The sequence below is a fragment of the Phaeobacter sp. JH20_34 genome, from assembly GCF_048056095.1.
In the GTDB taxonomy this organism is placed as follows: Bacteria; Pseudomonadota; Alphaproteobacteria; order Rhodobacterales; family Rhodobacteraceae; genus Phaeobacter; species Phaeobacter bryozoorum.
In genome coordinates, this window is record NZ_JAYMWT010000004.1 from 784276 (window position 1) to 804370 (window position 20095).

20 protein-coding genes and 1 pseudogene are annotated in these 20095 nt (G+C 61.4%); 15 read left to right on the forward strand and 6 right to left on the reverse strand.

The genetic code is table 11. The annotated features are described in order from the left end of the window. Nucleotides 1–74 precede the first annotated feature (74 nt). The 6 genes and pseudogenes from VWZ81_RS05300 to VWZ81_RS05325 all read left to right on the forward strand — a co-directional run bounded on the left by VWZ81_RS05300 (nucleotide 75) and on the right by VWZ81_RS05325 (nucleotide 4242). A complete protein-coding gene (locus VWZ81_RS05300) occupies nucleotides 75–995 on the forward strand; it encodes a branched-chain amino acid ABC transporter permease (RefSeq protein WP_340545660.1) in 921 nt (306 codons plus the stop codon). Continuing rightward, complete coding sequence (locus VWZ81_RS05305; RefSeq protein WP_416538786.1) at nucleotides 995–1978, forward strand: branched-chain amino acid ABC transporter permease; 984 nt, start codon at nucleotides 995–997, stop codon at nucleotides 1976–1978. Before VWZ81_RS05300 ends, VWZ81_RS05305 begins: the two co-directional genes overlap by 1 nt. A 79-nt stretch (nucleotides 1979–2057) precedes the next feature. Further along, nucleotides 2058–2504: pseudogene (locus tag VWZ81_RS05310) on the forward strand (ATP-binding cassette domain-containing protein); the annotation flags it as partial. 99 nt (nucleotides 2505–2603) lie between these two features. Then, the gene (locus VWZ81_RS05315) at nucleotides 2604–2741 is read left to right on the forward strand and encodes a hypothetical protein (protein ID WP_416536988.1); all 138 of its coding nucleotides are present in this window, start codon (nucleotides 2604–2606) and stop codon (nucleotides 2739–2741) included. Then, nucleotides 2738–3427 carry an ABC transporter ATP-binding protein gene (locus tag VWZ81_RS05320; protein WP_416542256.1) on the forward strand — a complete coding sequence of 230 codons (690 nt, stop codon included), beginning with the start codon at nucleotides 2738–2740 and terminating at the stop codon, nucleotides 3425–3427. The genes VWZ81_RS05315 and VWZ81_RS05320 overlap by 4 nt, the downstream gene beginning before the upstream one ends. Nucleotides 3428–3498: 71 nt before the next feature. After that, on the forward strand, nucleotides 3499–4242 hold the full coding sequence (locus tag VWZ81_RS05325; RefSeq protein WP_416542257.1) for a glycosyltransferase family 2 protein: 744 nt from the start codon (nucleotides 3499–3501) through the stop codon (nucleotides 4240–4242). A 56-nt stretch (nucleotides 4243–4298) separates the two neighbouring features. Here the strand turns inward: VWZ81_RS05325 and VWZ81_RS05330 are convergent, their stop codons facing one another. Further along, nucleotides 4299–5849 carry a trimethylamine methyltransferase family protein gene (locus VWZ81_RS05330; protein WP_340545655.1) on the reverse strand — a complete coding sequence of 517 codons (1551 nt, stop codon included), beginning with the start codon at nucleotides 5847–5849 and terminating at the stop codon, nucleotides 4299–4301. A gap of 474 nt (nucleotides 5850–6323) precedes the next feature. On the opposite strand from VWZ81_RS05330, the gene VWZ81_RS05335 reads away from it, so the two are divergent. The 5 genes from VWZ81_RS05335 to VWZ81_RS05355 all read left to right on the forward strand — a co-directional run bounded on the left by VWZ81_RS05335 (nucleotide 6324) and on the right by VWZ81_RS05355 (nucleotide 12124). Then, entirely contained in the window at nucleotides 6324–6908 is a 585-nt protein-coding gene (locus tag VWZ81_RS05335; protein ID WP_416542258.1) for an outer membrane protein, read from the forward strand. Between the two features lie 365 nt (nucleotides 6909–7273). After that, on the forward strand, nucleotides 7274–7858 hold the full coding sequence (locus tag VWZ81_RS05340) for an outer membrane protein (protein ID WP_340545653.1): 585 nt from the start codon (nucleotides 7274–7276) through the stop codon (nucleotides 7856–7858). A gap of 340 nt (nucleotides 7859–8198) precedes the next feature. After that, nucleotides 8199–9596 carry a cysteine--tRNA ligase gene (cysS, locus tag VWZ81_RS05345; RefSeq protein ID WP_416542259.1) on the forward strand — a complete coding sequence of 466 codons (1398 nt, stop codon included), beginning with the start codon at nucleotides 8199–8201 and terminating at the stop codon, nucleotides 9594–9596. A gap of 117 nt (nucleotides 9597–9713) precedes the next feature. Continuing rightward, on the forward strand, nucleotides 9714–11345 hold the full coding sequence (gene cimA / locus VWZ81_RS05350) for a citramalate synthase (protein WP_416542260.1): 1632 nt from the start codon (nucleotides 9714–9716) through the stop codon (nucleotides 11343–11345). Beyond that, complete coding sequence (locus tag VWZ81_RS05355; protein WP_340545650.1) at nucleotides 11345–12124, forward strand: squalene/phytoene synthase family protein; 780 nt, start codon at nucleotides 11345–11347, stop codon at nucleotides 12122–12124. Before cimA ends, VWZ81_RS05355 begins: the two co-directional genes overlap by 1 nt. Before the next feature lie 93 nt (nucleotides 12125–12217). Here the strand turns inward: VWZ81_RS05355 and VWZ81_RS05360 are convergent, their stop codons facing one another. Beyond that, nucleotides 12218–13444, reverse strand: coding sequence for an MFS transporter (locus VWZ81_RS05360; protein ID WP_416542261.1), 1227 nt, complete (start codon nucleotides 13442–13444; stop codon nucleotides 12218–12220). Between the two features lie 91 nt (nucleotides 13445–13535). Here VWZ81_RS05360 and VWZ81_RS05365 point away from each other — a divergent pair, with 91 nt between their 5' ends. Together VWZ81_RS05365 and VWZ81_RS05370 are read left to right on the forward strand one after the other, a co-directional pair. Then, nucleotides 13536–14219, forward strand: coding sequence for a DNA-3-methyladenine glycosylase family protein (locus VWZ81_RS05365; RefSeq protein ID WP_416542262.1), 684 nt, complete (start codon nucleotides 13536–13538; stop codon nucleotides 14217–14219). Beyond that, a complete protein-coding gene (locus tag VWZ81_RS05370) occupies nucleotides 14216–14881 on the forward strand; it encodes an alpha/beta hydrolase (protein ID WP_340545647.1) in 666 nt (221 codons plus the stop codon). The genes VWZ81_RS05365 and VWZ81_RS05370 overlap by 4 nt, the downstream gene beginning before the upstream one ends. A gap of 48 nt (nucleotides 14882–14929) precedes the next feature. Here VWZ81_RS05370 and VWZ81_RS05375 read toward each other — a convergent pair whose 3' ends face one another. Further along, nucleotides 14930–15622 carry a pseudouridine synthase gene (locus tag VWZ81_RS05375; RefSeq protein ID WP_416542263.1) on the reverse strand — a complete coding sequence of 231 codons (693 nt, stop codon included), beginning with the start codon at nucleotides 15620–15622 and terminating at the stop codon, nucleotides 14930–14932. Between the two features lie 625 nt (nucleotides 15623–16247). Here VWZ81_RS05375 and VWZ81_RS05380 point away from each other — a divergent pair. Beyond that, nucleotides 16248–16814, forward strand: a complete 567-nt coding sequence (locus VWZ81_RS05380; protein WP_340545645.1) for an HNH endonuclease — start codon at nucleotides 16248–16250, stop codon at nucleotides 16812–16814. A gap of 90 nt (nucleotides 16815–16904) precedes the next feature. Here the strand turns inward: VWZ81_RS05380 and VWZ81_RS05385 are convergent, their stop codons facing one another. Together VWZ81_RS05385 and rocF are read right to left on the reverse strand one after the other, a co-directional pair. Continuing rightward, complete coding sequence (locus VWZ81_RS05385) at nucleotides 16905–17951, reverse strand: ornithine cyclodeaminase (RefSeq protein WP_416534901.1); 1047 nt, start codon at nucleotides 17949–17951, stop codon at nucleotides 16905–16907. Between the two features lie 133 nt (nucleotides 17952–18084). Further along, nucleotides 18085–19011 (reverse strand): arginase, encoded by a 927-nt coding sequence (gene rocF / locus VWZ81_RS05390; RefSeq protein WP_340545643.1) that lies wholly within the window; start codon nucleotides 19009–19011, stop codon nucleotides 18085–18087. A gap of 112 nt (nucleotides 19012–19123) precedes the next feature. Here rocF and VWZ81_RS05395 point away from each other — a divergent pair, with 112 nt between their 5' ends. Then, nucleotides 19124–19549, forward strand: a complete 426-nt coding sequence (locus tag VWZ81_RS05395; protein WP_340545642.1) for an Lrp/AsnC family transcriptional regulator — start codon at nucleotides 19124–19126, stop codon at nucleotides 19547–19549. Between the two features lie 75 nt (nucleotides 19550–19624). Here the strand turns inward: VWZ81_RS05395 and VWZ81_RS05400 are convergent, their stop codons facing one another. Further along, a complete protein-coding gene (locus VWZ81_RS05400) occupies nucleotides 19625–20095 on the reverse strand; it encodes a disulfide bond formation protein B (RefSeq protein WP_416540150.1) in 471 nt (156 codons plus the stop codon).

The following is a 20095-nucleotide window of genomic DNA, read 5'->3' on the forward strand; positions in this document are numbered from 1 at the left end:
GAGGACACCGGCCCGCATATCACAAACCCAGTTGTTGCGGAGGCACGCTGCCTCTGCCTTGGTGGAACTGTCACATGTCCCTCATTCTAATATTGGAGCAGATCCTGAACGGATTGCAGTTCGGGGTGATGCTCTTCCTCATGGCGGCTGGCCTGACGCTGGTCTTCGGCGTCATGGGGCTGATCAATCTGGCGCATGGTGCGCTTTATATGGTTGGCGCCTTTGCCGCTGCCATTGTCGCGGGCTGGACCGGTTCCTTTGTGCTTGCGCTGGTGGCCAGTCTCGCTGCCGCCGCAGCCGCCGGCGCGCTGGTCGAACTTCTGGTGATCCGCAAGCTTTATGATCGGGATCATCTGGATCAGGTGCTGGCGACCTTTGCGCTGATCCTCATATTTTCCGAAGGCACACGCTGGGTCTTTGGCTCCTTTCCACTGTTCCTCGATGTGCCGAGCTACCTGTCGGGGCCCGTCACCCTGCCGGGCGGTATTCAATATCCACTCTACCGGCTGACGATCATCCTGATCGGGCTGGTGGTGGCGGCTGGTCTGTTCTGGCTGATCGCGCGCACGCGCATCGGCATTCAGATCCGTGCAGGTGAGAATGATCGCGAGATGATCGCCGCACTTGGTGTCGATATTTCAAAGCTCTACACGCTGGTCTTCGCGCTTGGGGCGGCGCTTGCGGGCCTCGCCGGCGCATTGGTCGGGGCCATCCAGTCGGTCCAGGTCGGCATGGGAGAGCCCGTTCTGATCCTGGCCTTTGTGGTGATTGTCATTGGCGGCATCGGCTCGATCAAGGGGGCGCTGGTCGGCGCGCTTCTCGTCGGGCTGACGGATACACTTGGCGGGGTGTTCCTGCCGCAGTTCTTTGGCCTGTTCATGGAACCTGCAAGCGCGACATCCATCGGAGCATCGCTTGCGTCGATGCTGATCTACATCCTGATGGCCGCAATCCTGTTGGTGCGCCCATCCGGTCTATATGGGGGACAGCATTGATGGCGCACGAAAAACTGTTGAACGCGGCGGTGATCCTGCTGCTGTTGGGAATTCCGCTCTGGGCGCATTTCGCCGGCGACCCCTTTGTGATCACGCTCGCCACCAAGGTGGCAATCCTGGCGCTGGCAGGCGTCGGGTTGAACATCGCACTTGGCATCGGCGGGCTGGTCAGCCTGGGCCACGCGGCGTTCTTTGGAATTGGCGGCTATGCGATGGGGATCCTTGCCGCCCATGCGCAGAACTACGAGCCGCTGGCACAGTGGCCGATGCTGATAGAAGGCACCAACCAGATGCCGGTCATTTGGCTGGTCGCGGTTCTTGTCAGTGCCTTTGCTGCATTGGTCATTGGTGCGCTTAGCCTGCGCACATCGGGTGTCTATTTCATCATGATCACCTTGGCCTTTGGTCAGATGCTGTATTACTTCGCCATCAGCTGGACCGCCTATGGTGGCGAGGATGGTCTGTCGATCTGGGTGCGCAATGAATTCCCCGGCCTCAACACATTGGTTCCCTTGCAGTTCTTTCTGGTCTGCTATGTGATCTTATGTGCTGCGCTGTGGTTTGCGTCGCGTCTGGCGCGGGCGCCTTTTGGTCTGGCGCTGGCAGCTGCGCGGCAATGCGAGGCGCGGGTGGAGACGGTCGGGATTACGCCCTACAAACTGCGGCTGACGGCTTTTGTCATCTCTGGCGCGATCACCGGTCTGGCGGGGGCGCTATTTGCGGATCTGAACCGCTTTGTCAGCCCGACCATGCTCAGCTGGCACACCAGCGGCGAGATCATGATCTTTGTCATCATCGGCGGAGTTGGCCGCCTGTTTGGTCCGGTCATCGGCGCGGCGCTGTTCATCCTGCTTGAACACTTCCTCGGCGGGATCAGCGATTATTGGCAGATCTACCTTGGCGGTCTGTTGCTCATCATCGTGCTATATGCCCGCGGCGGCGTGATCGGCGCAATCAGCGGACGGGAGGTCGCCCATGACTGAGGTGCAGAGGTCAGAGCAGGTTCTGAAGGTCAGCAATCTCAGCAAATCCTTCGGCGCATTGCAGGCGAGCAAGAACATATCGCTTGATCTTCGGGCGGGGGAAATTCATGCGCTGATCGGTCCAAATGGAGCAGGGAAATCCACACTTATCAAACAGATATCCGGTGAACTTCGACCGGATAGCGGATCAATCTCCCTGCTAGGCCAGCCGGTTGACGAACTGGATCGCGTGGCGCGGGCGCGGATGGGGCTGGGCCGGACCTTTCAGATTTCGGCCCTCGCGATGGAGTTCACGGTGCTGCAAAACGCGGTGCTTGGCGCATTGGGCGCGCGGGGCGGCGTGTTCCGGTTCTTGGGCAATGTCATGAAGGACAAGGCGCTGGTGGCACAGGCAGAGCACGCATTGGATCGTGTCGGACTGAGCAATGAGGCGGCGCGGCGCACGGCAGATCTCTCACATGGGCAACGCCGCCAGCTGGAGGTGGCCGTTGCGCTCACCATGGCGCCTAAGCTGTTTTTGATGGATGAACCCATGGCCGGGCTTGGGGCTGGCGGATCACAGGCGCTTACCGGGTTTCTCGACCAGCTGCGACAGGAGGCGCCAATCCTGTTGGTGGAACACGATATGGATGCGGTTTTTGCGCTTGCTGATCGGATCAGCGTCCTGGTCTACGGGGAGGTGATCGCAACCGGCACCACCGATGAGATCCGCAACCACCCCGAAGTCCGCCGCGCATATCTGGGTGAGGAGGAGGCGGTATGACGCTGTTATCGCTTAAGAACGTCACGGCCTCTTATGGTCCGTCTCAGGCTTTGTTTGGGGTCGATCTGGAGATCGGCGAAGGTGAGGTTGTCGCGCTGATGGGGCGCAATGGGATGGGCAAATCAACCACGATCAAGACCATCTGTGGAATGTTGCCCGCAAGCGACGGGACGCTGTCCTTCGCCGGACAGAACCTGCGCAAACTGCCGTCGCACAAAATTGCAAGGCTCGGCGTTGGTCTGGTGCCGGAGGGGCGGCGATGCTTTGCACCGCTGACAGTGGAGGAGAACCTGACCGCCGCGGCGCGTCCGGGCCCATGGGATTTTTCCATGGTTGCGGATCTTTTCCCCCGTTTGGCGGAGCGTCGCGATCAGACGGCGTCCTCCCTGTCGGGCGGAGAGCAGCAGATGCTGGCCATCGGACGCGCGCTGATGATCAACCCAAGACTATTGATACTGGATGAGGCAACCGAAGGTCTGGCCCCGGTGGTCCGTCATGAGATCTGGGCCGCCATTGCCCGACTGAAACGCGATAGCGGCCTTGCAATCCTGGTGGTGGACAAGACCCTGCGCGAACTGGCGGCCGTGGCGGATCGCGCGGTGATCCTGAACAAGGGGGTGACGGTCTGGACCGGCGGCATGGCCGCGCTGACGCCCGACTTGAAAGACCGCTATCTGGGCGTCTAGGCGCTGCCGCGGCTTGGACTTGTGATCTGGCTTTGCTAGGCAGGGCAAAATCCCCGGCCAAGGAGCCTGACATGCCCGCCATCACCCTCTGCATTCCGGCCTACGCAATGGGCGGCGACGGTGCGCGCTACCTTCAGGACTCCTTTGAGCACCTTTGCAATCAGAGTTTTACCGACTTTGATATCGTCGTCTCAGATCAATCCGATGACACCGCGGTAGAGGATGTTTGTCGATCCTACGAGGATCGTCTGTCGATCACGCATCTGTGGAACCGCGAGGGGCTGCGGCAGGCCTCCGCCAATGTGAACAACGCTATGGCCCATGCCACGGGTGAGGTGATCAAAGTGTTGTTTCAGGATGATTTGATTATTGATCCCAATGGATTGTCCCATATTCATGATGCAATGGGGCAGGGCGCTGACTGGTGTCTTTGCGGCTCTGGTGTGACGCGGGATGGCAGCAGCATCCTGCGCCCGATGGTGCCCCGTCTGAGCGCGCGTTTGCATTTTGGCAAGAATACCGTCTCAAGCCCCTCGGTGCTCGCAATGCGCCGCGCTTCGGCGCTGGAGTTTGACGAACAGCTGATCTGGCTGATGGATGTCGACCTGTATAAACGGTTGTGGGACACCTACGGTGACCCGTTCATTGTGCAGGGGACCATCATTGCCAATCGCATGCACGACGGGCAGGTCAGTGCCTCTGTCAGCAAGGCGCTGCGACAGAAGGAACTGCGCTACGTCGCCCGGAAATTTGCCCGCAGCACCACGCTGCGCGGCTGGCTTGAGTATCTGCGGCAGCGTCTGAAGGCGCTGTAATCCAAGGCATTGGGTGACGGGCAAATCGGCCTTTGCCCGTCAATTATCTCAATGACTTAGCGGGGAAGGTGAATGTTGAACTGCTCACGTATCGCCTTGTCCAGAACCGGATCGAACTGTGCCTGCGATGGCTCCGCGAGGATCTGCAGCTTGCGCGCAATGGCCTTGGCCACGAGATCAGGTTTGTCGATCTCCACCCATTCCTTTGGCGATGTGCGATCGGCCAGAGCTGGGTAGATATAGTCGGTCTGCATACGTCCCAATGTCTGGTCCGACCCCAGATAATGCCCCGGCCCGCCGATACAGGTGGCGCGGATTGTCTCCAGGCTGACCGAATCTTCGTCAACCTCGATGCCGCGGACGCAGCGCAGGGCCTGCCCGATCAGATCATCCCCGAGGATCAGCGACTCCAGACAGAAGCCGAGCAGAGAGGCGTGCATTCCGGCGGCCTCGTAAACCATGTTCAGTCCTGACAATCCGGCCAGAACGTTGGAGCACATCTGCTCCCAGCCGGCCTGCATGTCCGGCATCTTGGCATCGGCAATACCCGCTGCTGCGCCACCGGGCAGCCCGTAGAAGGCGTGCATCTGTGCACAGCCCGCCGACAGCAGTGCCTGTTCGCCGGAGCCGCCGGACATCGCGCCGGTGCGCAGGTCGGAGACAAAGGGCCAGGTTCCGAAAATCGCGGGCGCGCCGGGCTTTACCGCGTTGACGTAAACCAGCCCGGCGAGGCATTCGGCAACCGCCTGAACAATGGCGCCGGCTATCGGCGCAGGCGCGGTGGCGCCGGCCTGTCCGGCAGACAGCAGCAGAACCGGCATACCTGCAAGGATCACGGCCTCCATCGCCTGACAGCTTTCGGTGGCGAATTTCATTGGCGGCACAACAAAGCAGTTGGAATTGGAGACAAAAGGCCGTTCGCGCCAGGCCGCCTCTCCGCCCGCGATCATGTGCAGCATCTCCATCGCCGGCGCAACAAAGGCGGGATCCGAGAACGACGTCCCCACATGTTTGGTCGTGCCGGAGCAGCAGGCGTAGATGGTGTTCAGATCCATCTCGAGGTTATCGGTGATATCGCGCGCCACCATGGGCCGTTGCAGGAAGTGGATATTGTCCATCCTGTCGCAGATACGGGCGGCATCGTGCAGATCCTGAACGGTGCATTCGCGGTAGTTTCGCCCGTCGATCTCGACCAGATGGACCGCCGCACCCGCAGTGCCATAATGTACTTTGTTGCCAGAGAGATGCAGGTCGTTCTTCGGGTCGCGACCATAGAGGGTCACGCTGCGATTGGCGTTGCGAATTGTATCTTCCACCAGAGCGCGCGGAAACCGGATGCGGCCGTCCTCGCCCTGGATACATCCTGCGGCAGTCAGATAGGCCACACCGGTTGGTGGTGCATCTGCCAGCCCGATCTGTTCCAGCGCGTCCAGGGCCGCCTGATGAATGCGTTCGACGCCGGCATCGCTGAGGGGGCGGTACTGCCCGCCTTCCAGTCCGGGGCGGACCGGGCGCAGGTGATCGGCAAGCGGCGCGGCACGGGCGGCACGACGGGCAGCGCGTCCGCCGCTACGGGCCGCACGAGGGGAGTTCGATTGATCTGTCATTGGGGTCTCTCAGGTTTTGGGGTCGGATCTGATGGGTTCAGATCCGCTGTGGCCGCCCCCGTGCCGCACGTCCGCGAGCCGCCCCGATCGTGCGGCCGATCAGGCTGATGATCCATCGCTCGCCTGACTGTGGTTCCATCTGGATGCCTGTCATGTCGACACTCCGCTTCACTCTGGACATCGTTGCACAGAAGGGGGGCGATTCTGTTCCATTTGCGACCAATGTGAAATTTGCGACAGAAATTTCACGCAGGTCCGGAATTCCCGACCGCTGGCAGCTGCGGGCGAGTTGGGAAAAAATCTAATTAATCAATGAGATTGCGATGCGGTTTTCATCTGCACCAAAGGCGCGATTTCGGGCAATCTCAGGACAGGATCATACTGAACCGAGTGTTAAACATTCTGGAGGATACTGGTCGCAGATGGGTCGTCACGCGCGCTGAAGCAGCGCGCAGCCAGAAAAGGGCAGCGCCGATGATACCGGCCATATTACGCACCACGTTGAAGAACCGCCTGTCAGCGGGTCCGGCACGCCGGTCGGATGGTTCTGGCCATCTGTGGCGTGGGGCAGCCGCTGGTCTGGTGCTAAGCATCGGCATGGCGGGGCCGGTTGGCGCTGGCGATTGGAGCGGGTTCTTTCTGGGTGCCTCCATGGCTCGGGTGACCGGTGCCGCGTCTGACGGCGGCACCGCCAGCGCGCCCGGTCTGCATCTGGGGTATGATCACGATTTCGGCCGCGTCATCCTGGGGGGAGAGGTCGAGGTTGATCGCAGCGGCGGGGCAGGCGACAGCCAGGCAGAGGATCAGACACACCGGATCAAGCTGCGGGCCGGATATGACATGGGCGAAACACTGGGCTATGTCACCATCGGATCGGCACGTCGCGAAACAGCGACAGACAGCGACAATGGCGCGGTCTACGGGCTCGGCGTCAGCTATTCTCTCAACCGGGCGCTGCGGTTGAGCGGCGAATACCTGCATCAGGACGCCAATGACGGCGCGGCGCTTCAGGCACCAGCGCGTGATATCCTGTCGATCCGCGCGTCATTTCAATTCTAGCGGCTGACACTCGCCGCACCACGCCCAACGTGTTTCCGCGCCGCGGCGGTTCCTGATCTCGTCAGGTTCGGCGCGGCAAAATCCACCCTTGTCGATCAGGATGACGCCTTTTCGGGCATGAGCGGCAATTGGCCCGTTGGCGGTTGGGCGGGCGCAGTCTTGCCAGTCGGCAGATCCGCGCCTCAATCCTATCGGCAGGAACCTGCCCTGAGCCCTGATTTTGGGCCAATAGGCGCGCAAGATCTCCAAAAAATCCGCAGGGGGCTGGAACAAAGCGGCCGGCAATCTTCTTTAGGTGAGGCAGACGCGAGAGTAGCGCGTCCAAGCAAAGACAGATGTCGAAAGACAGACAAGGAGAAGTCGAGATGACTCGTATCGTATCCATGGCCGCTATCGCCGCCGCACTGAGCACTCCGGCCTTTGCCGGCAATCTGGAAGAGCCCGTCGTGGCACCAGCACCTGCCGCACCGCCCGTCGTGGTTGCCAATGACGGTGGTGACTGGACCGGTGCCTATATCGGTGGCCAAATTGGGCAGCTGGACGCAGACACCAGCAATGGCCTGTCGGGAGATGACGTCTCTTACGGTGTTCATGCCGGTTACAACTATGACTTCGGCCGCTTCGTACTGGGTGGCGAAATCGACTATGACGCCACCGATGTGGATCTGGGCGGCGGCGCTGCCACTGTGGACTCGGTGATGCGCGGCAAGGTCAAGGCCGGCTATGATTTCGGCCCGGTGCTGGCCTATGTGACCGGCGGTGTGGCGCAGGTTGATACCTCCGTCGGTGATGAAACCGGTGAATTCTACGGCATTGGCGTGGCCTATCGTGTCACCGATCAATGGACCGTCGGCGGTGAAGTTCTGGAGCATGACTTCGACAACCTGGGCAGCACCGGCATCAGCGCCGATGCGACCACCGTGTCGCTGCGCGCCTCTTACCAGTTCTAATGTTATCCCCCCGGGGATGATAGCGGCGCGTCCATTTCGGTGGGCGCGCCGTTTTCATGTGCAGATACCCCGCCCGGAGCCACCCATACCCGCGGTGTCCTCCTGTGGTCGATTTGCAGGCTTGGCGGAGCTACTGCCTTGTGTTATGCAAATCCCATGAACCGGCTGTGCAACATTATTACCTGCTGCATTACCTGCTGAAAAACTCAGCGGGCTGGTTTCTGTCGTTCCCTTCTTTTGAACAAGTTGCTAAGCCCGCGCTGCGCGCCGCTGATCTGCGGCACCCGTTGGGAGATTGGCCTGAGGCGCCCTTGCGTTCCGGTCAGACGAAGGATTTGTGATGACGACGATCAAGCTGCACAACACACGCACCCGCGGCAAAGAGGTGCTGAACCCGATCAATCCCGACGATGTACGCCTCTATCTCTGCGGGCCGACGGTCTATGATCGCGCCCACCTGGGCAATGCGCGCCCTGTCGTGGTGTTCGATGTGCTCTATCGTCTGTTGCGTCATGTCTATGGCGCAAACCACGTGAGTTACGCGCGCAACTTCACTGATGTGGACGACAAGATCAACGCAACCGCTCTGGCGCGCAAGGAGGCTGGCGCCCCCGGCACGCTTGAGGAGCTGGTGCAGCAGCGGACCGAGGAAACCATCAGCTGGTATCTGGCCGATATGGCTGAACTCGGGGCGCTTGAACCGGATCACATGCCGCGGGCAACCGCCTATATCCCGCAGATGATTGACATGATCGAAGCGCTGATTGCCAAGGGCCATGCCTATGCCGACGGGGCAGGCCATGTGTTGTTCTCGGTCAAGAGCTACAAGGACTACGGCGCGCTCTCCGGTCGCTCAGTGGATGACATGATCGCAGGCGCGCGGGTTGAAGTGGCGGATAACAAGCGCGATCCGATGGATTTCGTACTGTGGAAGCCCTCCACCGATGAGTTGCCGGGTTGGGACAGCCCCTGGGGGCGGGGGCGCCCGGGTTGGCATATCGAATGCTCCGCCATGAGCCACGAGCTGTTTGGCGCGAGTTTCGACATTCACGGTGGCGGCAATGATCTGATGTTCCCGCATCATGAGAATGAAATTGCGCAAAGCTGCTGCGCCCATCCCGAGGGTGATTTTGCAAAAATCTGGCTGCACAATGAGATGTTGCAGGTCGAGGGCAAGAAGATGTCCAAATCACTGGGCAACTTCTTCACCGTGCGCGACCTGTTGGATCAGGGCTATCCGGGCGAGGTGATCCGCCTTGTATTCCTGCAAACCCATTATCGAAAACCGATGGATTGGACCGACAAGAAGGCAAAGGAAGCGGAGGCAACGCTGCGCAAATGGCGGGCGCTGACCGCGGGCATCGAGCCCGCACCCACCGCTGCTGCCGCGGTTCTGGAGGCGCTGTCGGACGATCTGAATACAGCGGGTGCGCTTGCGGAGTTGCACAGGCTGGCCTCGGCTGGTGCCGCGGCGGATCTACTTGCATCGGCCAAACTGATGGGCTTGCTGAGTGATGAGATGGGGGCCTGGGCGGCAGGTGAAGATATTGATTTAAGCGCCTATGAAAAAGCGCTTTTCGAGGCGCGAGAGATCGCAATGAAAACCAAGGATTTCGCTGAGGTCGACCGGTTGAAGACCGCCTATCTTACCGCAGGCGTCGAGGTGCGGATGTCCAAGGAGGGGGTCCAGCTGGTGCCGGGGCCGGATTTCGACCCCGAAAAACTCGGCGCGATCTAGCCCCCCGATACGGATCCTCGCAGGTGGGCGCCGGGCCCGCCTGCGCCAGATCCAACAGACAGCAGAGGCCCTCATGACGGGGCAACGACCATACTTTGCCAAGCCATGAGGCCAGCCATGACCAAAGACCGTCTTTACCTTTATGACACCACCTTGCGGGACGGGCAGCAGACGCAGGGCGTGCAGTTTTCCACCGCTGAGAAAGTTCGGATCGCAACCGCACTGGATGGGCTTGGGGTGGATTACATCGAAGGCGGCTGGCCGGGGGCCAATCCGACGGACAGCGGCTTCTTTGAAACCGCCCCCAGAACGCGGGCAACCATGACCGCTTTTGGCATGACCAAACGGTCCGGGCGTTCGGCGGCAAATGATGATGTGCTGGCGGCGGTGCTGAACGCCGGCACCGCCGCGGTCTGTCTGGTCGGCAAGAGCCATGATTACCACGTGACCCATGCGCTGGGGATCGATCTTGAGGAAAACCTCGACAATATCCGCGCCTCCGTCGCCCATCTGGTGGCCGAGGGGCGCGAGGCGCTGTTTGATGCCGAACATTTCTTTGACGGATACCGGGACAATCCGGACTATGCGCTTGCGGCCTGTCGCACAGCGCTTGAGGCCGGCGCGCGTTGGGTTGTGCTCTGTGACACCAACGGCGGCACCCTTCCGGCGGATGTGGGCCGCATCGTCAAGGAGGTGATCGCGGCAGGGTTGCCGGGGGAGCGTCTGGGGATCCACACCCATAATGACACCGAAAATGCGGTGGCCTGTTCGCTGGCGGCAGTCGACGCCGGGGCGCGGCAGATTCAGGGCACGCTCAACGGTCTGGGCGAGCGCTGCGGCAATGCCAATCTGACAACGCTGATCCCGACGCTGTTGTTGAAGCAGCCCTATGCCGATCGCTATGACATCGGTGTCAGCCGGGAGGCCCTGAGCACTCTGACGGCGCTCAGCCGGATGCTGGACGAGATCCTGAACCGGGTGCCGACGAAACAGGCCGCCTATGTCGGGGCGTCGGCCTTTGCGCATAAGGCGGGGCTGCATGCCAGCGCGATCCTGAAAGATCCAAGCACCTATGAGCATATCGACCCGGCGCTGGTCGGCAATACGCGCATCATCCCGATGTCCAATCAGGCAGGTCAGTCGAACCTGCGCCGGCGCATGTCCGAGGCGGGCCTGAGCGTCGAGACCGGCAACCCGGCCCTCGCGCGTATTCTGGAGCGGATCAAAACCCGTGAGGCCGAGGGCTATTCCTATGATACCGCGCAGGCCTCGTTTGAGATCCTGGCGCGCGAGGAACTGGGGCAATTGCCCAGTTTCTTTGAGGTGAAGCGGTACAAGGTGACGGTCGAGCGGCGCAAGAACAAATACAACCGCATGGTGTCGCTCTCGGAGGCGGTTGTTGTTGTGAAAGTGGACGGCCAGAAGCTGTTGTCGGTCAGTGAATCCCTCGATGAGACCGGCAGCGACCGCGGGCCGGTCAACGCGCTGGCAAAAGCGCTGACCAAGGATCTCGGCCAGTATTCCAAGGCGCTGGATGACATGCGGCTGGTCGATTTCAAGGTGCGGATCACCCAGGGCGGCACCGAGGCTGTCACGCGGGTCATTATCGACAGCGAAGACAGCAAGGGGCGGCGCTGGTCGACGGTCGGCGTCAGTGCCAACATAATCGACGCCTCCTTTGAAGCGCTGCTGGATGCGATCCGCTGGAAGCTGCTGCGGGACACCGACACGGCGGGCGGCGCGGCTTGATGCTTGCATTTGACGATGATGTGACCGCCTGCGCCGATCTGGTGCAGAAGGGCGACCCGGATCGCTTTGCCACGGTGATGGCTGCGCCGGTAGAAGCGCGGGCGGCGCTGTTTACGCTCTACGCCTTCAACCTTGAACTGGCGCGGGCGCCCTGGGCCTCGGCGGAGTCGATGATTGCCGAGATGCGCGTGCAGTGGTGGCGCGATGTCGGGACAGAGATTGCGGCCGGTGGGCCGGTGCGACGGCATTACGTCGCAACGCCACTGGGGGCGGTGCTGCGGCCTGACCTTGCGGTGCATATTGATGCCATGGCAGAGGCGCGGCGCTGGGACATCTACCGCGACCCCTTCGAGGATGAGGCTGCGCTGGCGGATCACATCGACAAGACGACGGGCGCGCTCATGTGGATGGCAGCGGCGACACTGGGCGCGCGGGATGAGACGCTTGTGCGCCGCTTCGCCTATGGCGTGGGCGTCGCCAACTGGCTGCGGGCAATTCCGAAGCTGGTTGCCGAGAAACGCGTCCCGCTGCTGGATGGCACGCCGGAGGGGGTGCGCGCGCTGGCGGAGAGCGGTCTTGCAGCGCTGAAGGACGCTCGCTCCAATCGTGCCGCAATCGCAAAATCCGCCTTGCCCGCACTGCTGCCGGGCTGGCAGGCCAGCGCGATCCTGCAACAGGCGGTGGCGGAGCCTCGGCGGGTGGCCGACGGGACCCTGGGCACCAGTGAGTTCCGCCGCCGTGCCAGCCTGATCTACCGGGTCTCCACCGGGCGCTGGTAAGGCATCAGACGCCGGATAGGACCAGATAAGAAAGACGCCTGCGGCTCCCCGTCAGGCGTCTTTTCATGTCGTGCGGTCTCGGCTCGCCGGAGATCAGTGACCGTGAACAGGACGCGGTTTCAGCACCAACCACAACAGCGCGCCGCCCGCCAGCACCAAGAAGGGTGCCATCGCCATATTGACTGCGGTCCAGCCTTCGACCGGGCTGCCGCCGGAGCAATTCATCAACCCGCCCGAAGCCAGCGAGGCAAAGGTGACACCGCCAAAGACCAGCAGATCGTTGAGCCCCTGCATCCGGCCGCGCTCATAGCTTTCATGAGCACCCGCCAGCATCGTGGTTGCGCCGATGAAGCCAAAGTTCCAACCGATACCCAGCAGGACAAGCGCGACAAAGAAGTTTTCCAGATCAACGCCTTGCAGGGCAACAGCGCCAGCTCCGCCCAGGATCACAAGGCCCGCGCCGACGATTTTTTCGACACCGAAACGCGCGATCAGATGCCCGGTAAAGAAGGACGGTACATACATCGCCAGCACATGGGCGGTGACGACATCCGCCGCGCTGCCTTCGCTGAAGCCGCAGCCAACAACGGCCAGCGGTGTCGAGGTCATCACCAGGTTCATCAGCGCGTAGGACACCATGGCGCAGATCACTGCAACCGCGATGGTGGGGTTGCGCAACATCTCCATCCGGCTGCGCCCCCGGGGCGCATCTTCGCTGGGCACCGGCGGTTTCGGGATCTTCAGGAACAGGAACAGGACTGCGCCCAGCACATTGACGGCGACCACGGCCATATAGGTGCCAAGGAAAGGGATCACAAAGGCCTGGCTTGTCGCCTTCACGATCTGCGGGCCGATGATCGCGGAGAGCAGACCGCCAGCCATCACATAGGAAATTGCCTTGGGCCGGAACGCATCAGAGGCGGTATCGGTGGCGGCAAAACGGTAAAATCCCTGTGCACTCATGTAGATGCCGGTGAGGAAACTGCCGAGGAGAAAGATCGGAAACGAGCCGAGGTAGAGCCCATAAGCCCCGATGACCCCACCCAATGTGCCACCAGCGGCGCCAACAAAGAACCCCGCCTTACGTCCGTAGCGCTGCATGATCGCTGAAATCGGCGTTGCCGCCAGCATGGAACCGGCCACAATCAGCGAAATCGGCAGCGTTGCGAAACAGGCATTGCTGGCAAGCGATTGACCTGCGAGACCACCAATGGTGAAGATCATCGGCATCTGCGCACCCAGAAAGGCCTGCGCGAGCACGAGAATGACAACATTGCGCTTGGCGATGCGGTCGTCGGGGAGGGGGAGGCTGTCTGTCATGGCAGATGCGTATCCCCGAAAATCCGACAGGGCAAGATTGATGCTGCATCGGTGCGCTATGCGCGCGAAAAAGACGCAAAGGAGCGGTAAAATGACAGGATCGCAAACTCCGGTCGGTCAGTTTGGGGGTGACGCCCGGTCGGCCGCAATCGGACGGATCATCACCAGCGATGCCTGTGTGCGTGAGGGCGCCCAATGGCTGGCCGCAAGCGACCCGCGCTTTGCCCGCGCGATCGACCTCTGCGGGCCCCTGCCGCTGCGCCGCAAACCGGAGGGTTTTGCCGAACTGCTCAGCGCGATTGTCAGTCAGCAGGTGAGCGTTGCCTCCGCCAATGCGATCTGGGGCCGGATGGTCGGAGCCGGGTTGGACACTGCGCCTGCTGTTTCCGCTGCCAGCGAGGACGACCTGCGCGCGGTTGGCCTCAGCCGTCAGAAGATCCGCTATGCCCATGCTCTTGCGGCAGCGGGACTTGATTTTGACGCGCTGCGCCAGCTCCCCGATGCCGAGGTGATCAAAATCCTGACGCAAGTGTCCGGTATTGGCACATGGACCGCAGAGATCTATGCGATGTTTTCGCTTGGTCGGGCGGATGTCTTTGCCCATGGTGATCTGGCCCTGCAAGAGGGGGCGCGGATCCTGCTCGTTCTGCCGCAGCGGCCAAAACCCGCCGAGATGCGCCGCATAGCTGAAGCCTGGTCACCCTGGCGGTCGGTTGCGGCGCGCGTGCTCTGGGCCTATTACCGTGTGGCAAAGGACAGGGAAGGGATCCGATGACACGAGTATTGACAGCTGAACGCAAGGCGCCCCTGTCGGGGCAGACACGATCTGTGGTGGTGTTTCTGCATGGCTATGGCGCCAATGGGGCCGATCTGCTGGGGCTGGCGGACCCGTTGGGGGAACATCTGCCGGATACGCTGTTTGTGGCCCCGGACGCCCCGGAGCGCTGCGCAGGCACGCCCTTTGGTTTCCAGTGGTTCCCGATCCCTTGGATCGACGGCTCCTCCGAAGAGGAATCGATGCGCGGCATGATGGCCTCCATCGAAGATCTGAATGCCTTTCTGGATGCGCTGATGGTGGATGAGGATGTGCTGCCGGAACAGGTGGTGCTGTTTGGATTCTCCCAGGGCACCATGATGAGCCTGCATGTGGCCCCGCGTCGCGAAGATGCGGTGGCTGGAATCGTTGCCTTCTCCGGCCGGCTGCTGTCGCCCGAAACGCTGAAGGACGAAGTTGTCTCGAAGATGCCGGTATTGCTGGTGCATGGCGACGCCGATGACGTGGTGCCGCCGCAATCTCTGCCAGAGGCAGCTGAAGCTCTGGGGGAGGCCGGATTTCAGGACGTCTTTGCCCATATCATGAAGGGCACAGGCCACGGCATCGCGCCCGACGGTCTGAGCGTGGCGCTGGCCTTCATGCGCGACAAGCTGAGCCTCTGATCCGCCAGAGCGGTTTGCCAGACAAAACGCCGTCGAAAGCCGTGCAACCTAGCGCTTGCGCGGCTTTCGTGGTTTGCGGGGCGGCTTTTGCGGGTCTGACGGGGTTGTTTTTGCGCCTGCCGCCTTGCGCCGGGCAATCGCCTGCCGGTTCGGGGCGGGTTTGGGTTTTGGCGGACCGGGGATGCTGGGCACCTCCAGATCTTCCCAGGTGCCGGGGCTGAGCCCGTCAAGAGTCCAGATGCCGATGGCCGCCCGGATCAGGCGTAGTGTCGGATGGCCCACTGCCGCTGTCATCCGCCGTACCTGCCGGTTGCGGCCTTCGCGAAGGGTGAGGGCGATCCAGCTGTCGGGTACGGATTTACGCACCCGGATTGGTGGGGTCCGCGCCCAGATTCTCTCCGGTTCGTCGATCAATGCGGCCTTGGCAGGTCGGGTCAGCCCATCTCTCAGCTCAACACCCTCTGCAAGCGCCTGAATGGCGGCCGCATCCGGTGTCCCCTCGACCTGCACCCAATAGGTTTTCGGCATCTTGTGCTGCGGATCCGAGATCCACGCCTGCAAGCGGCCCTGGTCGGTCAGCAGCATCAACCCCTCGCTGTCGCGATCCAGTCGCCCGGCGGGATAGACACCGGGCAGGTCAATCCAGTCGCTCAGCGTGGCGCGCGGGCTGCCCTCGCTGCCGCGGTCGGTGAACTGGGGCAAAACATCGAAGGGTTTGTTGAAACGGATCAATCTGGTCATCAGTCTGCAATAGGCAGCCCCCGGCAGGCTGGCAAGGGCAGCGGCGTTGCCGACAGTGTTTTCGCATAGGGGGTTTCGCGCCCGCCGACCCGCCAGCAGCTGTCATGCTGCTGTCACGGAATCATCCTACCGCTTGAGGCGAAGCGAGGTCAGTGCCCCGTTGCGATCATTGATAATGGGGGCTTGCCAGCTGACTGACACGATATATAGTTAAATCAAAGCAGGGGCGGGCTCCCCGCTCTGGTGTCGAAACGCAGGCAGACAGGGCGGTTGAGCCGTTGCAGAACATGCAGATCCATCAGCAAGAGATGACAGCATATGTCGCGCCTCCGGCGTGGACTGCAATCCGTGGTCCTGTTGCGCCGCAGAATGACACCGGGGTGAGGACGCGGCCGCAGACCGGGCTGCGAATACCTGTCTGGCCTTACCCGTGCCATCTGTCGGTATCCCTGCGGAGCACTGGCAGCAAGAAACCTGATTTGATGACAAGCGCGTGGGCTCCACGCGCTTTTGTTTTTTTCAATACCGGGACGATCCGGCAGGCTGGAAACAGACTGCTGCGCCGCCCTGGGCAACGGCGTTGGTCCGGGCGCAGGCCACCGCTGTTGAAACGAGGAGGTGCAGTATGACCGTCGCCGTTGGTAATCTCAGAACATTGATTCTGAACGCGGATATGCAGCCACTCAGCTGGGCGCCGCTATCCGTCTGCAATTGGCAGGATGCTTTTGTCGCCGTCCATCAGGAGCGGGTCATACAGGTCAAAACCTACGAAGATGTGGCGGTTCATTCGGCCTCTGCCTCCTTTGAAGTTCCCGCCGTGGTCGCCCTCAAGCGGTATCGCAAGCGCAAGAAAGTGGCCTTTACCCGCTATAATGTCTTTCTGCGTGACGAATTTTGCTGTCAATATTGTGGCAAGCGCTTTGCGGCGAAGGATCTGACGTTTGATCACGTGATCCCTCGCAGCAAGGGCGGGGCCTCGTCCTGGACCAATATCGTGGCCTGTTGCAGCGCCGATAATCTGCGCAAGGGCAATCTGAAACCGCAGCAGGTCGGACTGAAACTGCGCCGCAAACCCTTTGCTCCCAGTCCGCATGAGCTGGATGCCATCGCCCGCCGTCTGCCCCGTCCGAAGCCTGAATTGCATCAAACCTGGATGGATTTTCTCTATTGGGATAGCGAACTGGACAGCTGAATCTCATCAGTCGTTCAAAAATAAACTAAGGCCCCGACCGGACAGGCGGGGCCTTTTTCCTTAGAATAGCTGCGAGAGAAGATCCCGATTTCAGCCCTTGGCGCGCTGCACCATGCCGAAGAGATCGCGCGGGTCGTCCGGGTCGGCGAGCATGTCTAGCTCCAAAAAGAAATCCGTGTCCTTGATCCGGTCGCGGATGTAGCGCAGGGCCGAGAAATCCTCGATTGCAAAGCCGACACTGTCAAACAGGGTGATCTGCTTGTCATCCCGGCGACCGGGTTTCTGGCCAAGGATCACCTGCCAGAGTTCCGTCACCTCAAAATCCTCCGGCATCTGCTGGATCTCGCCCTCGACGCGGGTTTGCGGCGGGAATTCCACAAAGACATCGGAGCGGGTCAGGATACCCGGTGCCAATTCGGTTTTGCCGGGGCAATCACCGCCGATGGCGTTGATATGGACGCCGCTGCCGACCATGTTGTCAGTGAGGATGGTGGCATATTGCTTGTCAGCGGTGCAGGTGGTCAGGATCTGCGCGCCTTCAATCGCTTCTTCGGGGGTTGCGCAGGACACCACGGTGAGGCCGCTGCCAGCAAGGTTGGCGGCACATTTCGCGGTCGCCGCCGGGTCGATATCGTAGAGGCGAACCGATTTCAGCCCGCAGATTGCCTGCATGGCGAGCGACTGGAACTCCGACTGCGCGCCATTGCCAATCATCGCCATTGTTGTGGCGCCCTTCGGGGCCAGATGTTTTGCAACCATCGCAGAGGTCGCGGCAGTACGCAGCGCGGTCAGGATGGTCATCTCGGTCAGCAGCACCGGATAGCCTGTGTAGACATCGGCGAGCAGGCCAAAGGCGGTCACCGTCTGCAACCCCTCTGAGGTGTTCTTCGGATGGCCGTTGACGTATTTGAAGCCATAGGCTTCGCCATCAGAGGTCGGCATCAGCTCGATCACGCCGACGTCGGAATGGCTGGCAACCCGCGGCGTCTTGTCAAACAGCTCCCAGCGTTTGAAGTCCTCTTCGATGTAATCGGCGAGGTCCCTCATCACGGTGTCGATACCGATCGAGTGAATGAGGCGCATCATGTTGTCGACGCTTACAAAAGGCACAAGCGCCTTATCCGAAGGTTGGGTCATGACCGGATCCTTTCACGGGGGCTAAGGTGGATGCCTGCCAGCATGCAGCGCATTGACCCGCCAGCGGTTTCAGTTGTTGGAATGGCGCGCCGCAGGGGCGTGCCGTACTCAGCGGGCGCAGCCTGATGCTGGCTCATTGATAGCTTCGCGTCGGGCGATCAAACACGCGCCGACCCAGGGCCGAGGCACAGAGATCGACCATCAGATGGGCCGTGCGCCCGCGTTCGTCCAGAAACGGGTTCAGCTCGACCAGATCGAGCGAGGTCATCAACCCGGAATCATGCAGCATCTCGCAGACCAGATGCCCCTCACGGACAGTGGCGCCGCCGGGGACGGTGGTGCCGACAGCCGGCGCCACGGAGGGGTCGAGGAAATCGACATCCAGCGAGACATGCAACATGCCGTTGGCCTCGGCCACGCGGTTGAGAAAGGCCGAGAGCGGACCTGCAATGCCGTTCTCGTCAATCTCGCGCATGTCGTGACGATGAATGTTGCTCGCCTCCAGCGCCAGCCGCTCCGGGGTGTCGACCGACCGCAGACCGATCATACAGACGTTTTCCTGCGGCACCGGGTTCTGCACCTTCGGAAAGCCCGCAAAATCCGGACGGCCGGTGAAATACCCCACCGGCGTGCCATGCAGGTTGCCACTGTCGGAGGTGGCCGGCGTGTGGAAATCTGTATGGGCGTCGAGCCACAGCACGAATTGCGGACGGCCTTCCTTGGCGGCGTGGTTGGCAACACCGACAACGGATCCGAGCGACAGGGAATGGTCTCCGCCCAGGAAAATCGGCAGGCCGTCCTTCATCGCTTCTTCCGCAGCGCGGATCAGGCGGTTGGTCCAGCCAATGGTTTCATTGCGGGCAAAGACAAGACCGTCATTGTGGTCGGCCTCATGGCTGGCCGGACGCAGGTTGCCCTGATCAATCACCTTGTGACCCAGGCTTTCGATGGCACGTCCCAGACCGGCGGTGCGATAGGCATCCGGCCCCATCAGGCACCCTGCGCGCCGCTTGCCACTGTCTACGGGAGCGCCGATCAGAATACAGGTCTTGGATGTCACGCGCATATCTCCTCTGCGAAAAGTGAATACTCTTAGAAAGCTCCGATTTGAGGTGGAATCCAGCAATCATTTCGCTCATATAGTAGGGCAAATCGTCAAGATGGAGATCAGATTGGACAAAACGGATGAACGGCTGATTGCCGCCCTGCGCCATAACGCACGCGCCTCACTCTCCGATCTTGCCTTGCAGCTGAACCTGTCGCGGACCACCGTCCGGGCACGGATCGAGCGGCTGCAGACCAAGGGCGATATCCTTGGCTTTTCCGTAGTGCTGAAAGAGGATGTGCTGCGCGACCCGGTTCGCGGTCTTATGATGATCGGTATCGAGGGACGCGGCACCAGCCGCATCACCCGCCAGCTTCAGGGGCTGCCCGAGGTGCGGGCGATCCATACCACCAACGGACGCTGGGACCTGATCGTCGAGCTGGGCACCGAAACGCTGGAAACGCTGGATGCCGCGCTGGCAAAGATCCGTACCTTTGAAGGTGTGGTCAGCAGCGAGACCAATCTTCTGCTCGCCACAAAGAAAGACAGCTAAAAAGGATAGATCGCCGCGTGGAGAGCTGCGGCCGGGGCCCTGTGCGTCGGCTCCCGGTGACTGGCTGCACCGGGATCAGATCCGGTTTTTGCGCATGTGGTTGGCTGCGGCAATCCAGATCACCGCCAGCAGCAGCGAGGCAATCGCATTCCAGCTGGCCATCGACAGGCTGAACAGCTCCCACGGGACCTCGTCGCAGCGCACGAGCGGTGCCGACATGATCTGCTGCATCAGATCTTCGGAGCTCAGATTGCCGATCGGGCCGGAGGTGCAGGAGTTCGGACCTTCCCACCAGCCACGCTCAACCCCGGTATGATAGGCACCGATGGCGGCAGTCGCCAGCGCGGCCAGCGCGCCAAGGTAGGGCAGGATCAGCAGCGGTGCCGCCAGCGCCAGAGCACCGATGACGACAGCTGCGCCATGCGGATAGCGCTGCCAGATGCACAGTTTGCAGGGGGCCATCTCGCCGATGTATTGAAATCCAAAGGCACCAAGCAGCAGTGCAGCAGATCCGGCGCTGGCAATCAGGATGAGAATTCGGCTCAT

Bases quoted from the DNA above. Each gene is read 5' to 3' on its own strand.
- VWZ81_RS05300 (WP_340545660.1), top strand. From the start codon at position 75: ATGTCCCTCATTCTAATATTGGAGCAGATCCTGAACGGATTGCAGTTC.
- VWZ81_RS05305 (WP_416538786.1), top strand. From the start codon at position 995: ATGGCGCACGAAAAACTGTTGAACGCGGCGGTGATCCTGCTGCTGTTG.
- VWZ81_RS05315 (WP_416536988.1), top strand. From the start codon at position 2,604: ATGGATGCGGTTTTTGCGCTTGCTGATCGGATCAGCGTCCTGGTCTAC.
- VWZ81_RS05320 (WP_416542256.1), top strand. From the start codon at position 2,738: ATGACGCTGTTATCGCTTAAGAACGTCACGGCCTCTTATGGTCCGTCT.
- VWZ81_RS05325 (WP_416542257.1), top strand. From the start codon at position 3,499: ATGCCCGCCATCACCCTCTGCATTCCGGCCTACGCAATGGGCGGCGAC.
- VWZ81_RS05330 (WP_340545655.1), bottom strand. From the start codon at position 5,849: ATGACAGATCAATCGAACTCCCCTCGTGCGGCCCGTAGCGGCGGACGC.
- VWZ81_RS05335 (WP_416542258.1), top strand. From the start codon at position 6,324: ATGATACCGGCCATATTACGCACCACGTTGAAGAACCGCCTGTCAGCG.
- VWZ81_RS05340 (WP_340545653.1), top strand. From the start codon at position 7,274: ATGACTCGTATCGTATCCATGGCCGCTATCGCCGCCGCACTGAGCACT.
- cysS (WP_416542259.1), top strand. From the start codon at position 8,199: ATGACGACGATCAAGCTGCACAACACACGCACCCGCGGCAAAGAGGTG.
- cimA (WP_416542260.1), top strand. From the start codon at position 9,714: ATGACCAAAGACCGTCTTTACCTTTATGACACCACCTTGCGGGACGGG.
- VWZ81_RS05355 (WP_340545650.1), top strand. From the start codon at position 11,345: ATGCTTGCATTTGACGATGATGTGACCGCCTGCGCCGATCTGGTGCAG.
- VWZ81_RS05360 (WP_416542261.1), bottom strand. From the start codon at position 13,444: ATGACAGACAGCCTCCCCCTCCCCGACGACCGCATCGCCAAGCGCAAT.
- VWZ81_RS05365 (WP_416542262.1), top strand. From the start codon at position 13,536: ATGACAGGATCGCAAACTCCGGTCGGTCAGTTTGGGGGTGACGCCCGG.
- VWZ81_RS05370 (WP_340545647.1), top strand. From the start codon at position 14,216: ATGACACGAGTATTGACAGCTGAACGCAAGGCGCCCCTGTCGGGGCAG.
- VWZ81_RS05375 (WP_416542263.1), bottom strand. From the start codon at position 15,622: ATGACCAGATTGATCCGTTTCAACAAACCCTTCGATGTTTTGCCCCAG.
- VWZ81_RS05380 (WP_340545645.1), top strand. From the start codon at position 16,248: ATGACCGTCGCCGTTGGTAATCTCAGAACATTGATTCTGAACGCGGAT.
- VWZ81_RS05385 (WP_416534901.1), bottom strand. From the start codon at position 17,951: ATGACCCAACCTTCGGATAAGGCGCTTGTGCCTTTTGTAAGCGTCGAC.
- VWZ81_RS05400 (WP_416540150.1), bottom strand. From the start codon at position 20,095: ATGAGCCGAATTCTCATCCTGATTGCCAGCGCCGGATCTGCTGCACTG.